The organism is Bremerella sp. P1 (assembly GCF_028748185.1).
Taxonomy (GTDB): Bacteria; Planctomycetota; Planctomycetia; order Pirellulales; family Pirellulaceae; genus Bremerella.
The window spans coordinates 3,435,812-3,448,795 of sequence record NZ_CP118164.1; the positions used below are offsets into that span (position 1 = coordinate 3,435,812).

The following is a 12,984-nucleotide window of genomic DNA, read 5'->3' on the forward strand; positions in this document are numbered from 1 at the left end:
AGCGAGAGAGTGATCCCAACCCTATTTCAGGGATGGAATGTCCTTAACACCGGTCAGCCGTGTGAACTCTTGCAGACGCTGCTGAGACGTGACCTTTTCGATCGAGTCTTTCATGTTGTCGTCTGCCTTCTTGTACCACTGGGCCGCACGTCCCAGGAACTTATTACGCTCCGCACCTGGGGGGCTGGAGATACCGATGTCCCACCAGCCTTCGGCGATCCGGAATTGAATGCGAGGATCGATCGTCGATGTGCGTTCAAGCTCTGCGAGGTACTCAAAGCGATCGTCATTGCTGTGCAGCAGAAACTCGAAGCCCTTTTCCCAGTTGTTGCGATGAACGCACCAATACTTGCCGACCATCAGGTTTCCTTCTTCGTCAAGCGAAGGAACATGAAGCGACAGGAAGCGTGCTTGAATGGCATCGTAATCTTTGCGTGCCGCTTTGAGTCCCGCATTAAAGGCTTCCAACTCAGCGATGCGTTTCTGGTCGTTCTGACTGGCCGCGTAACGGGTACCTATCTGTATCAGTTCTTCCATCGCTTCGTAGTTGTCTTCGTCTCGCGCACGTTCCAGGATCGATTTGGCAAGTTCGCGGAACTCGGGAAGCTCGTGGGCTGGAATCTTTACTAGATGTTCGGCTCCGAAGCGTACGGTGTACAAGTCCGAGCTGAAGCTGTCGACTTGGAACCGCTCTTGCAGCTTGTCAAACGCGTCTTTCAGCAAAACTGGGTTCTTGGCCAGGATGGCAAAGCGATAGGAAATCTGCAGTGCCGCGCACTGCTTGGCGGGATCGTCCTGCAGGTACTCTGCGTGTTGCAGAAGCTTTTCGGCGATCTCTTCTTTCTTCTTGTCTTGATCGGCATTGCGTGCTTCGTTTTGGAACAGGCGTCGCAGTTCGACCGTCGCGTTGTCAATTTCCGCTCGTGATGGAAGCGGCAGCTTCGACGGGTCTAAATCGTTTCGTGACAGGGGATCCGCAAGGGGCTCGGCGGACGTCATCGAAGTGGACGGCTGAGAACCATTTGCGAGAGCGTCTTGGTTCTGAGGTTGGGGGGCAATCGAAGCGACTTCACTCAAGCTGATCGGGTTGCTGACCACAAAAAGGCGATTGAGGTGGTCTTCACTGATCACGGGAAACTCATGAACGACGCCATCCCCCGTGACCGCGAAGAATCGACTATCGGGCCAGCCGGTAATTCCCTTGGCAGGGTCCGCAGGATCAAACGGCAAATCTTCGGGTTTGGTCCAAACGACGCGACTGGCCGGATCGGCGACTTCTACCAGAACAACCGAATTGTGGAGACCGCGCGGAATGAGCGAACTAACCGGAGTCGCTCGACGCCCATTTGCGGCACACGTAGGTCCGGTCACAAATACAAAATTCGTACGGTCGTCCGGCGTGTCAGGCGTCATAAATGCGTATGGCTTTTCTGCCGCGAGCTTAATGTTGTGCGGACTGTCCCATGGCTCTTCAAGGTTGAACTTATTGTAGAGGTCGGTGTATCCGAGATAGGGAAGCAAGTGCACTCGCCAACTTAAGAGTTGACGTCCTTTCGCGTCGGCTGGGGACGCAGCGGGAATCGTTTGGTCGTCGGCAATCTTCTGGGCCAAAGCCTGGCCGAGCAGGTGTAGCACGGCCCGCGAACGAGCTTTCGTCTGTGCACGATCACCATGAACCGGTTGAAGCTTAAAGCCTTCCAGGATCGCGAAGCGATCGCGCGCACCAGCGATTTGATCTCCGGTAGACTCCGTAGGAGTGATTGTAGCCACGGCAGGAGTAGCCTCTGGCGTCATCGGAGCAGCGGGCTCAGCCGATGGCTTTGGGGTTGGCTTTGTGGCAGGCTTTTCGACTGGTTTGCTTTCCGGAGCCGGTTTTGCCGATGCCGGTTTAGTCTCAGCAGGTTTCTCGGTCGCAGTTGGCTTGGCCGTCGGCTTTTTCTCGGCAGGAGCTGGCTTCTTCGCCGGAGTTGCCGGTTTCTTCTCTTCTTCGTCGTCACCTCCCCGAGACAGATTGAATCTGGCGAGCTTGCTCGATGGCGAATCACCCCCGCAACCGCCGCAGCCGGATACGGTAAAGCACAGAAACACTACGAAAACGAACGAGACCAGACGCCTCGAATTTGCCCAAATCATAGAGCCAAAAGTCATCGCGAACCGTGGGAGTCAGGTTGATGGGTCCGTCTACCCATCAACGGGTTTCTAGAACCGTCCGGCATATACTGTCGGACGGGACAAATGCATCAGGCGTGCATTGTAGACGACTTCCCGTGTTGCCAATTGTGGCTCAAATGCAATTAGCGCATTCTTAATCTGGTCGCAACAAACCCCTCGCAAATGGTCGCGCTGACCCTTAGTTTCCGGTCCAAAATCGTCCCAGTTGAAGCCCCAGCAAGATGGCACCAACCCCTAAGGTGACGTTTAGAAGAACATTGGCGGCTGCCAGGTAAATCTTGCCGTACGGTGCATCTTGGTAAAGCAGTACGGTCTCAAAGCCAAACGTCGAGAACGTAGTGAAAGAACCCAGGAAGCCCGAGAGAAGTACCGTGCGCCAAAACGCCGGGAGCACTTCGTGGTGATGCCCCAGGTACCCCAGAAAGCCAAACACCAGGCACCCGAGCACGTTCACCGTGAGCGTGCCGATCGGAAATCTCACCGCATCGAACTCAGGAGAAAACCCTTGGATGAACGAGCCTACGTAGACGCGGCCCAGTGCACCCAGTGCTCCGAACCCGGCGATAGTCAGAATGAGGATTACTTTGGTCATGAGTTTCTTCCCAACAGCTTTCGGCGATTGGACTTCAGCTTAGGCGACAGCCTGGCTGCGGGCCAGAGTGATCAGCATCAAGGGTGGCCTCGGAGTGAAGGCATTCATGAAGAACTCCTAGCGATGAAAAAAGCGGCCCTGGAAGCCAGGACCGCTTTAAGATATTCGATCGATGCAATTTGTTCGACGTTATTTGTCGTCGAGGGCGTCGACGGCCTTGAAAGCTTGACCTTCCAGCATCGACAGGCTGGCACCGCCACCGGTCGAAACGTGGGTCACCTTGTCGTCCAGACCAAACTGGCCAATCGCTGCGGCACTATCACCACCACCGATGATGCTGATGGCGTCCGATTCGGCAATTGCATCGGCAACGGCCTTGGTACCGGCATCGAATGGAGGCATCTCGAACACGCCCATCGGGCCGTTCCAAACAACTGTTTGAGCATCCTTCACCAGTTCAGCGTATAGCTTGGCGGTTTCTGGACCGACATCGAGACCTTCGTAGTCGTCCGGAATTTCGCCCGACTTAACGACCATCTTATTGCAGTCACCACTGAAGTCGTCGCCGCAGTGCGTGTCGACGGGCAGAACCAACTTATCGCCACCAGCGGCGATCAGTTCCTTGGCCAACTCAACCTTATCCTTTTCGACCAGGCTCTTGCCGACCTTGCCGCCTTCAGCGAGCGAGAACGTGTAGGCCATGGCCCCGCCGATCAGCACCTTGTCGCAGATGCCCAGCAGGTTCTTGATGACCATGATCTTGTCGGAAACTTTGGCACCACCCAGGATGGCGACGAAAGGACGCTTGGGGTTGCCGATGGCATCGGAAAGGTAGGTGATTTCCTTTTCGACCAGGAAACCGACAACCTTTGGCTTGTCGCCCATGGCTTCGGGAACGGCGAGCATTGAAGCGTCGGTACGGTGACAGGTACCAAATGCGTCGTTGCAGTAGATGTCGGCGAATGCGGCCAGCTTGCCAGCGAACTCGGCGTCACCCTTCTTTTCGCCCTTTTCAAAGCGAAGGTTTTCCAGCACCACGACACCGCCATCGGTCAGTGCGGCGACCTTGGCAGCGGCATCTTCACCGACCGTGTCGGAAGCGAATGCAACGTCTTTGCTCAGCAGTTCACCCAAACGAACCGCAGCTGGCTTCAGGCTGTAGGCCGAGTTGTCTTCGCCAGGTGTGGGACGGCCAAGGTGGCTCATCAGGATCAGCTGGCCGCCACGATCGACGACCGATTTGATCGAAGGAAGGGCCATTTCGATGCGACGATCGTCCGTGATCTTGCCACCGTCGAGCGGGACATTAAAGTCGACCCGCATCAAGACTTTCTTGCCACTAACGTCTACGTCGGCGATCGATAGCTTTGCCATTTGCGATTCAAGCTCCGAGTGAGGATCTCTAAGTTTGTGCGTTGAAACCGCCAATGTAACGCCTGAAAGGGCCTCGCAAAAGGTGCCGCCCCGGGGACAGGCGTTTACGACGTTTTCGTCCGCAGTAATCGCAGGCTATTGGCAATCACGGCCAGCGAAACGCCTGTGTCGGCCAGAATGGCCAGCCATAAATTGGAGTACCCGATCATCGTCAGAATGATGAAGATCACCTTGATCGCCAGGGCTGCGAAGATATTTTGCCGGATCAGACTCAGCGTTTTGCGGCCATGACCGATCAACCAGGGGAGCTTTTCGATCTCGTCAGACATCAGCGCGACATCGGCCGTTTCAATTGCCGTATCGCTACCCATCGCTCCCATGGCGATTCCCACGTCGGCTGCCGCCAAGGCGGGGCCATCGTTGATACCATCGCCGACCATGGCGACCAGCTTGTACTCGTGACGCAGACGCGTGACGGCGTCGATCTTGTCCTCCGGCAGTTGCTCTGCCTTCCAGGCATCGACCCCGACTTTTTCCGCCACGTCTTGGACAACGTTGGTGCGATCACCGGAAATCAGCTCGACCTGGGCGACGCCAAGCCGATGCAGCGACTCGACCGCATGGGCAGCCGTATCGCGTAACTGATCTTGTAGCTGGAACGTCGCCAGGATCTGATTGGCTTGACCCAGGACGATGACGTTGGCTCCTGTATTGGCCGCCCCGTCTTCGATGCCGGCGACTAGGGTGCCTTGCTCATCTGCCAGGCGCGTACTCCCCAGCCAAATTTGCTGACCGTCGACTTGCCCGGAAATGCCGCGCCCGGGGATTTCTTCGACACTGACGACATCGGCTGGGGTCACATCGTGTTGATCCGCATAGTTCAGAATGGCTTTGGCGATTGGGTGCGTGCTATGGTTCTGCAAACCGACAGCCAAAGCCAGTGCTTGATCTTCCGTCATGTCTCCCAAGCACTCCACCTTTGTGACGGTCGGCATGCCGGTGGTCAGGGTGCCAGTCTTGTCGAGCACCACCGCTTTGACATTGGCCAACGTCTCGAGCGAAAGGCCCCCTTTGACCAGCACTCCATTGCGTGCCGCCGCCGTTAGCGCGGAGACAATACTGACCGGCGTCGAAATCACCAGCGCACAAGGGCAAGCAATGACCAGAAGGACGAGTCCGTTGTAGAACCAGTTAGTCGCGGACTCGACGGACCATCCGATGAATGTCGGGGGAATCACCATCACGGCAACTGCCAGCAGCATCATGGTCGGCGTGTAATAGCGAGCAAACTGGTCGACCCACTGTTCGCTAGGGGCACGTCGCTGATAGGCCTGATCGATTAGCCGTACGATTCGGTTGAGCAGCGTTGAACCAGAAGTGCCTTCGACACGGAACTCGATGCTACCGCTTCCGTTGATCGTACCAGCGTAAATGGGATCGCCAGGTTCCTTTTCGACCGGAACCGACTCGCCGGTAATCGGGGCCTGGTCGATCGCGGACACGCCTTGCACGATGGTGCCGTCCAAGGGAATGCGTTCCCCTGGTCGAACGAGACAAATCTGGCCGTCATCAATCTCGTCGGTCGCGACTTCTTCGATCCCCTCTTTCGTTTTGACACGTGCCAAATCGGGGGCCAGCGACATCAGCGATTGGATCGAACGACGAGCCTTGGTCACGCTACGCTGTTCGAGAACTTCCGACAGCGTGAATAAAAAGGTGACCATTGCCGCTTCGAAAAAGTCCCCCAGGATGATCGCCCCGATCACGGCGACCGTCATCAATAGGTTCATGTCGGCCGAGAACCGCAGGACCGATTTGACCGCTTTGGGAAAGATCCAGCGGATTCCCAGTCCGGTCGAAATCAGATAAAGCAGGATCGCCAACACCGAAATGGTATGGGCGCCATCACCGTGACCAAAGAGTGCGGCGATTCCGCCGGAGTCCCAGATCTGGATCACGACCGCGACCAACAGAAACGCACCGCTGCGGACCAACGCTCGTTCGCGATTGATGTTCTGGCGGACAGGCCCTTCCGGAGAAGCCGTATTGGGTGTCTCGACCACTTCCTGAGCGGTCATGCCCAGCGAACTGACGGCCTCCAGCAAGCGTTTGACGTTCCACTGCTGGGCGTCGTAATGGACATCCATCCGTCCCCGCATGACGTCGAAGTCGAGTTTCTCGATGCCCGGTTTTTCTGCCAGGCCATCCTTGAGGATCCGAACTTCTTCCGCGCAATCGAGTTCGGCAACCTGAAGGCTGACCGAAATGCTGCCGTCAGTTGTGTCTTCCTGGGGGTGGTGTGTCATCCGGATCTACTTCAGGGATAGGGATTTAGGAAAACGGATGTATCCGAATGGTAGCGTCGAAAAGCCAGCGGTCAAAGCCCTTGTAACCACTTGGCATCTAAGCAGTTGGCGTCTAAGCTGAATCGTTTCCCCCGAACGTGTGTATGCATGCCGGGGACAACCCTCTTTGTTGTGGAACCTAAATCCATGCTGCTGCTGGCGATTTATTGCCTACTGATCATCGCTGCTTCCCTGCTGGGAGGGTGGCTGCCAGTAGTTATTCGTCTGACGCATACCCGTATGCAGATGATGATGAGCGCCGTTGGCGGGCTCATGCTGGGGGTGGGAATTTTGCACATGCTTCCGCACGGCATTGCCGAGTGCAATTCGATGGATTGGGCAATGGGCGCTCTGTTGGTGGGGCTGATTACCACCTTCTTCCTGATGCGGCTGTTTCATTTTCATGAGCATGCCCCCATCGAAAATGAATACCCAGGCACCGCGGCCGGCGACCACAAGCACGGCGGCCACCTGCATTGCGACCACGAGCACGAGCAACCAGGGCATACGCACACGCATAACCACTCGCACGATGCCCCCGATTCCAAGATGCGTTGGCTGGGGGTCTTCATGGGCTTGTCGCTGCACACGCTATTGGATGGTATCGCGTTAGCGGCAGGCGTTTCGGCAGCCGCCCATCACGATTCCGCTTTCATGGGACTCTTGGGCCTGGGCGTCTTCCTGGGGATCTTCTTGCACAAGCCGCTCGATGCACTATCGATCACCTTCATCATGCGGCAAAGTAAATGGCCGGTGAGCACCATCAACGTGGTTAACCTTGGTTACGCCCTGATGTGCCCTTTGGGCGTCGCGTTGTTCTTCGCCGGTTACAACGGGTTCGATGCGGACAAGCAGTTCATGGTCGGCCTGGCCCTTTGCTTTTCGGCTGGCGTCTTTCTGTGTATCTCGCTGGCTGACATTCTGCCGGAAGTACAGTTCCACTCGCACGACAAGGTCAAGCTTTCGCTGGTCATGCTGCTAGGGGTCGGTGCCGCCTACCTGATTGGTTTTGCCGAACCAGGCGGACTGCACGACCATAGCAAGCCGCCGCAAGAGCAAGCGGTGGAAGTTGCCGAGCCCGATTCTTAGGGCGAGCGGGGAATCCGGGCATCGGCTCCGTGTCGCTTTCTAGGTTTGGGCTCGACCGGTACGTTGATGAACCAGTTGAGCAGAAGTCCCAAGACGAAGCCGACGATCAGCATCGTGAAAAATGGAATCGGTGCGCTGGCCGTTTCCCAGCCATGCTGCAGTGACGATCCAAAGATGGTGGCCAGCGTGACCATAGGAAAGAACATCGCCGCGAGGATGTTCAACCGATGTGCCGAGACCGCCATGCGATGGCTGCTGGCCGCTTGCTGTTCGGTACGCTGAGCAATCAGAAAGTCGAGTTCATTCTTCGACTCGTTATAAAGCAGGTCCGCCGAACGTTCTAATTCGTAACTTCGATCGCGGAAGTTGATCATCGTCCGATCGTTGCCAGAAAGCTCGCGAGCCGCTTGCAGTGTACTGTGCAGGTTTCGGGTTGCTCGCAGTAGTGGCCCCAGTTCGCTGATGACGCGAAAGTACTCTTCGCTCGACTGGGCATCGGATTCCGCTTTTTCAAGCTTGCCAATCGCCACGTTGTACTCTTCCAGGTGCTTGAGCATCGACGAAGGCCCTTGGCCCAGGTCACTGCTTTGTAGGACGCCGCTGGGGTTGCGCCAGAAGTATCGCCCGCTGCGGACGGCCTCGCCATGCCGCGGTGGACGGTGGGTCACAATCAGGATGTGTCCTTCGGCTTCCATGACACGTTGGCGGCCGGGGCCATCGCCGAGTCGCTCGTGAAAAACCTGGGGCACTTCCCAACTCATCGGCAGGGGTGATGCGGTGCTCATCGTATGCTTGCTTTCTCGCTTGGATCGAAATGCAAAAACGCATGGGGCTTTATGCAAATGGCGCTTCGCTATAGATCTCAAAAAATAGCGAAAATTCGTCGCGAATCCATAAAAACTTCGTCTGAAACGTGTGGAATCTTGCCACGCTCGTTTGTTTCAACCAAAATCAAATGCATAAATTTCGTGTCCGCCGACGTTGCGCAATTCTCTATGATTCGTCGGTCCCCCCACTGACACGATTCCATCCCCGAAAAAGAAGACAATCGTACTTCGTAAAGGAAAGCTCATGTTGAAGCGTTTGGCCGCAGGTGCCCTGGTTTGTTTGATGTTGTCCGCTGTCGTTACCGCCGCTGAAGGCGAGTGGAAGTCGCTGATGGATGGCAAGTCCTTCGAAGGTTGGAAGATCAGTGAAAACCCAGAGTCGTGGAAGATCGAAGATGGCGCGTTCGTCGCCAAGGGTGATCGCAGTCACTTGTTCTATGTCGGCGAAGACAAGCCGTTCAAGAACTTTGAATTCAAGGCCAAGGTCAAGACCGACAAGAACAGCAACGGTGGGATCTACTTCCACACCAAGTTCCAAGACACTGGCTGGCCAAAGTACGGCTTCGAAGCCCAGGTGAACAACACCCATCGCGACCCTAAGAAGACCGGCGGTATCTACTCGGTCAAAGACGTCATGAACAACTCGCCAGCGAAAGACGGCGAATGGTTCGACTACTACATCAAGGTCGATGGCAAGCACATCATCACCAAGATCAATGGTGAAGTTGCTGCCGACTACACCGAACCAGCAGACGCCAAGCCAGGCAAGGACTTCACCCGAGTCCTGGACAAGGGCACCTTCGCCCTGCAAGCCCACGACCCAGGCAGCACCGTCTGGTTCAAGGACATCCAGGTTCGTCGTCTGGACGACTAGTTTTCACTAGTGAAGACAAAACGAGAACGGCCGCGATCAACATCGCGGTCGTTTTTGTTTCTTGAAGACGAAAGCAAGACATGCCACCTAAGGTAATCTCCGATTCACGAAGACAATGCCAAGCCGTCTCGCTAGAATCGGGTCGTATCTTTTCGCCCAGGAGGTTTGGCCATGAAGTCCGCTCGTAAGTTGCTGCTGTTGGTACCGGTGATCGCGTTTGGATTGTTGACGTTCACTTACGCCGCGCCCCCAGCGGTCGATTCACTCTCCAACTCGTACTATCTCTATACGGGGGCACTCGACATAAAAGATTCCGGAGTCGTGCCTGTTCCGTCTCGCTATCAGTGGAGCGTAGAAACCAGCTGGCGGGGCATTGATGCCGGTGGGAACGAACTCCCCGATACCCGCATCATGCTCAGGCTCTACGACCCGGAGCATAACTTCACCGCATTGACGGCGCAGATGGATCTGGCAACCGCCACCAAGCTTCAGCAGGAACTCTCGGCAATCATCGAGAAGAAGCGGCAGAACCCTGCGTTTCAGTACCGCCCGAAGCATTACGATGCGAAAGACATTCCCCGAATGGAATTCATTGGCGTCGATAAAGACGGTGTTGCCATTTTGAGAGAAGTTACCGACAAGTAGTTGCCTGCCTGGCGAAATTCTGAGATGGCAATTAAGTATATTCCGCCGAGTCCGCTTCGACCGAACGCCGTAGCGTGTGGGGGAAGTCGGGGATCGCGCTTCGCACACGCGTCCAGGTCGGCATCTCGTGGGCCATCACGGGGTTCTCGAAGAACTCTTGTCCGCACTGCGTGATCATGCGGGCAAAGCCTTCAACGCTATGCTCTTCGGTGTGACGATCAAAGTTCAGACCGTTGATCACGGCATCGGCATGGTACTGACGAATGGCGTCCTGGGCATCTCGCAGGTAGGCCGATTCCAGCGTATTGAACATCCCCATGCTAAACACAATCCCGCGGCTCGAGAGCGTTCGGTAAATGCTGTGCAGGATGTCCGCGGTCATCTTCATCAAACCGCGATTGGCATCTTCCAGAGAGATCGGCTGGTGCTTGTGTTCGTAGGGATGCCCCAGGTCGATCTGGCAAATTCGCTTAGGGGCCGTATTCCGGAAGACTTCCGCCAGCGTTCCCACTTCCAGACCCCAGTCGCTCGGGATGCGATTGGCACGAACCAGGGTCGAGGTCACGGCGAATTCGCCCGAAAGTGGATAGCGGAAGCTATTCAAGAAGACCAGGAAGTCATCGTTGCCCAGCACGCGAATCAGCGAACGCAACAGCGGCGTTACCAACAAACGCACCACGCGGCCGTGCATGCGGTCGGTGACGCGGGCATAGTAGGCTTTGCAAAAGTCGAAGTCGAAGCCTGGGTGAGCCATCGGCAAGCAGAGCCGCATCAGCATGTCGCGGTGGTAGTTGACGATATCGCAGTCATGCAGGGCCATCGCTTTGATGTCGGGATCGGCCAGAAGATAGCCAAACGCCGTCCAGACGGCCCTGCCCTTGCCTGGGACTGAGACGTTGAACCCGGCGTCGGTCAGTTGCTGAAACGCGGCCTGGCCTCGTGGACCATCGTTCCAAAGCACGCGGCACATGTTGCCGAGCTTGGAAGTAAGCGCGCGACATTCGCGATAATCCTCGACATCCGGTGCCCGGTTGAGCACCACGACGACCGTCTTGAGGAACTTCGTCCCTTCGAGTTCATCCATGATGGCAGAGAACGCAGGTGCCCGCATATCGCTGGCAGTAACTGGCAGGATAAGCCCCATCGGGTATTCGGTGGTGGCGTCTTCGAGCGTACGTTCCAGCTGTTCGGAACCGAGCGTTCCGAAGTCATGCAGTGTCGAGATAGGGCCTTGTTGGATAAAGTCGGACAAGTCTGTGTCTCCTTGCCGGGGGCGATTGCTGGGGAGAGGGATCGCGGTGAACTCGATGCAAGATCGCTAGTCTTCCGGCTCGGTGAGCCAAACGATTTGATACGGATCGAGTGTGATGCCGTGCGACTCGACCACGTACTCGTCGCTGATCAAGTCGAATGTTAGCGGCTGTAATTTGGGGTCGCTCAGGGGAAGCCCCTGGAGTTTATCGGTGAGATTCGCCAGAACGAGAATCGTCTGATCGTGATCAGGCGAAGTCCGTTTGAATCCGAAGATGGCGGGATGGCCGGTGTGGAACACTTCGCTCGGTCCATCGGGATGAAAGGCCGACTGTTCAATCCGTTTGGCAATCAGATTCTGATAGCCATGGAAGATGCGATTCTGCAGCGTTTCGTGTGAGCTGATCTGGTTTTCTAGTTCCAGTCGCTCGAACTTGCGACGATTGATCCGCCGTGGAATCCCACTTTCTTCCACGCCGGAAACGTGGTTCTGCGTACCAACCAGGCTATGGAAGTAGATGCCGGGGATTCCCTTCATGGCCAACATGATGGCCTGCGTCGCAAGGAACCGCACGGCGTGATGCTCGGGGCCGAAGCCTTCCGGCTCGCCGAGGGCATCGACATAGGTGATGTTCAATTCGTAGGGCTTCTGCGAACCATCGGCCATGGTCCGCATGCCGACCAGCCCGCCTCGTTCACGCGTGGCATGCACCAGCTTGTCGAGACGTTCCTGCGAAACGAGCCCTTCCAGAGGCCGCACGCCAATCCCATCATGCGATGCGGTGAAGTTGAAGTAGGTGGTGCCCGCCGGGATGTCGTACAGCGTGTCCATCCACTGGTTGAGTGTCGTGGCATCTTCGTTGAGGTACGCATCGAACAGCAGCGGTGGCAGGCTGAACTGGTAGACCATGTGAGCTTCGTCCGCCAGGCCGAAGTAGCTGATGTTCTCGGCGTGCGGTACGTTGGTTTCGGTCAGCAGTAGCACGTGCGGGGCGACAATCTCGGTAACCGTACGCCACAGCTTGACAGCCTCGTGGGTCTCGTCCAGGTGCAAGCAACTCGTGCCGATCGTCTTCCACAGAAATGCGATTGCATCCAAGCGGATGACGCGGGCCCCATTCTGCACGTAAAACAGCAGCACGTCGGTCATCGCCAACAGGACTTCCGGGCTGCCGTAGTTCAGGTCGACCTGATCGGCGCTGAAGGTAGTCCAGACATGCTTTTCGCCAGTCGAGGATTCATAAGGAGAAAGCAGCGGCAACGCGCGCGGCCGGACGACCTGACTCAGGTCGGTACTCGGGTCGACGTCGATGAAGTACTCGTCGTAAGGCTTCTCGCCTTGCAGGTACTTCTGGAACCACTCACTCTTCTGCGAGCAGTGATTGGCGACCATGTCGAAGGCCAGGTTGAACTCTTCGGCCAGCGAATGCAGGTCGTCCCACGTTCCGGAGTTGGGATCGACCTGGTAGTAGTCGACCACCGAGAAACCGTCGTCGGAGGTATACGGGAAGAAGGGAAGCAGGTGAACCGTGTTGAGCAGGTTCTGGTAGCCGTGGTGAACCAGAAAGTCCTTCAAGATGCCCAGGGGCGACTTCTCGGGGCCATAAACCTGGTCGGCATAAGTGATCAGGACGACGTCAGTTTCGTCCCAGCCGGTTCGTTTAGGTTCAGGGATCTTAGAGGTATACGACTCGAGCAAGGCAACCAAACGCGGCAGAACATCGGTGGCAACAGATTCGCCATACATGCGGGTGAGGTGCTGCTGGAGCGTATCGTGTTGTTGTGTCGTGCCGATCATTGAACCTCCCTATCCGA

10 protein-coding genes are annotated in these 12,984 nt (G+C 56.4%); 3 read left to right on the forward strand and 7 right to left on the reverse strand.

The window, feature by feature from the left end; genetic code table 11:
- Positions 1-21 precede the first annotated feature (21 nt).
- The 4 genes from PSR63_RS14500 to PSR63_RS14515 form a co-directional block, all read right to left on the reverse strand.
- The gene (locus tag PSR63_RS14500) at positions 22-2,088 is read right to left on the reverse strand and encodes a DUF1559 family PulG-like putative transporter (protein ID WP_274334164.1); all 2,067 of its coding nucleotides are present in this window, start codon (positions 2,086-2,088) and stop codon (positions 22-24) included.
- Between the two features lie 262 nt (positions 2,089-2,350).
- Positions 2,351-2,764, reverse strand: coding sequence for a fluoride efflux transporter FluC (locus PSR63_RS14505; RefSeq protein ID WP_274334165.1), 414 nt, complete (start codon positions 2,762-2,764; stop codon positions 2,351-2,353).
- A gap of 189 nt (positions 2,765-2,953) precedes the next feature.
- Entirely contained in the window at positions 2,954-4,138 is a 1,185-nt protein-coding gene (locus tag PSR63_RS14510) for a phosphoglycerate kinase (protein WP_274334166.1), read from the reverse strand.
- A gap of 104 nt (positions 4,139-4,242) precedes the next feature.
- Positions 4,243-6,444: a heavy metal translocating P-type ATPase gene (locus PSR63_RS14515; protein ID WP_274334167.1), complete on the reverse strand. Its 2,202-nt coding sequence runs from the start codon at positions 6,442-6,444 to the stop codon at positions 4,243-4,245.
- Positions 6,445-6,630: 186 nt separating this feature from the next.
- Between PSR63_RS14515 and PSR63_RS14520 the strand changes: the two genes are divergently transcribed.
- Positions 6,631-7,572, forward strand: a complete 942-nt coding sequence (locus tag PSR63_RS14520; protein WP_274334168.1) for a ZIP family metal transporter — start codon at positions 6,631-6,633, stop codon at positions 7,570-7,572.
- Here the strand turns inward: PSR63_RS14520 and PSR63_RS14525 are convergent.
- A complete protein-coding gene (locus PSR63_RS14525) occupies positions 7,569-8,357 on the reverse strand; it encodes a hypothetical protein (protein WP_274334169.1) in 789 nt (262 codons plus the stop codon). The two genes, PSR63_RS14520 and PSR63_RS14525, sit on opposite strands and share 4 nt — an antisense overlap.
- Positions 8,358-8,643: 286 nt before the next feature.
- Between PSR63_RS14525 and PSR63_RS14530 the strand changes: the two genes are divergently transcribed.
- Both PSR63_RS14530 and PSR63_RS14535 read left to right on the forward strand, forming a co-directional pair.
- On the forward strand, positions 8,644-9,273 hold the full coding sequence (locus PSR63_RS14530; RefSeq protein ID WP_274334170.1) for a 3-keto-disaccharide hydrolase: 630 nt from the start codon (positions 8,644-8,646) through the stop codon (positions 9,271-9,273).
- Between the two features lie 171 nt (positions 9,274-9,444).
- Complete coding sequence (locus tag PSR63_RS14535; RefSeq protein WP_274334171.1) at positions 9,445-9,918, forward strand: hypothetical protein; 474 nt, start codon at positions 9,445-9,447, stop codon at positions 9,916-9,918.
- Between the two features lie 31 nt (positions 9,919-9,949).
- Here PSR63_RS14535 and PSR63_RS14540 read toward each other — a convergent pair whose 3' ends face one another.
- Both PSR63_RS14540 and PSR63_RS14545 read right to left on the reverse strand, forming a co-directional pair.
- Complete coding sequence (locus PSR63_RS14540; protein ID WP_274334172.1) at positions 9,950-11,170, reverse strand: glycosyl transferase; 1,221 nt, start codon at positions 11,168-11,170, stop codon at positions 9,950-9,952.
- 66 nt (positions 11,171-11,236) lie between these two features.
- The gene (locus PSR63_RS14545) at positions 11,237-12,967 is read right to left on the reverse strand and encodes an alpha-amylase family glycosyl hydrolase (protein WP_274334173.1); all 1,731 of its coding nucleotides are present in this window, start codon (positions 12,965-12,967) and stop codon (positions 11,237-11,239) included.
- Positions 12,968-12,984: the final 17 nt, after the last annotated feature.

What these genes read in the sequence shown, in the direction of transcription:
- PSR63_RS14510 (WP_274334166.1), bottom strand. Translation starts at nt 4,138, where the DNA reads ATGGCAAAGCTATCGATCGCCGACGTAGACGTTAGTGGCAAGAAAGTC.
- PSR63_RS14535 (WP_274334171.1), top strand. Translation starts at nt 9,445, where the DNA reads ATGAAGTCCGCTCGTAAGTTGCTGCTGTTGGTACCGGTGATCGCGTTT.
- PSR63_RS14520 (WP_274334168.1), top strand. Translation starts at nt 6,631, where the DNA reads ATGCTGCTGCTGGCGATTTATTGCCTACTGATCATCGCTGCTTCCCTG.
- PSR63_RS14515 (WP_274334167.1), bottom strand. Translation starts at nt 6,444, where the DNA reads ATGACACACCACCCCCAGGAAGACACAACTGACGGCAGCATTTCGGTC.
- PSR63_RS14525 (WP_274334169.1), bottom strand. Translation starts at nt 8,357, where the DNA reads ATGAGCACCGCATCACCCCTGCCGATGAGTTGGGAAGTGCCCCAGGTT.
- PSR63_RS14530 (WP_274334170.1), top strand. Translation starts at nt 8,644, where the DNA reads ATGTTGAAGCGTTTGGCCGCAGGTGCCCTGGTTTGTTTGATGTTGTCC.
- PSR63_RS14545 (WP_274334173.1), bottom strand. Translation starts at nt 12,967, where the DNA reads ATGATCGGCACGACACAACAACACGATACGCTCCAGCAGCACCTCACC.
- PSR63_RS14505 (WP_274334165.1), bottom strand. Translation starts at nt 2,764, where the DNA reads ATGACCAAAGTAATCCTCATTCTGACTATCGCCGGGTTCGGAGCACTG.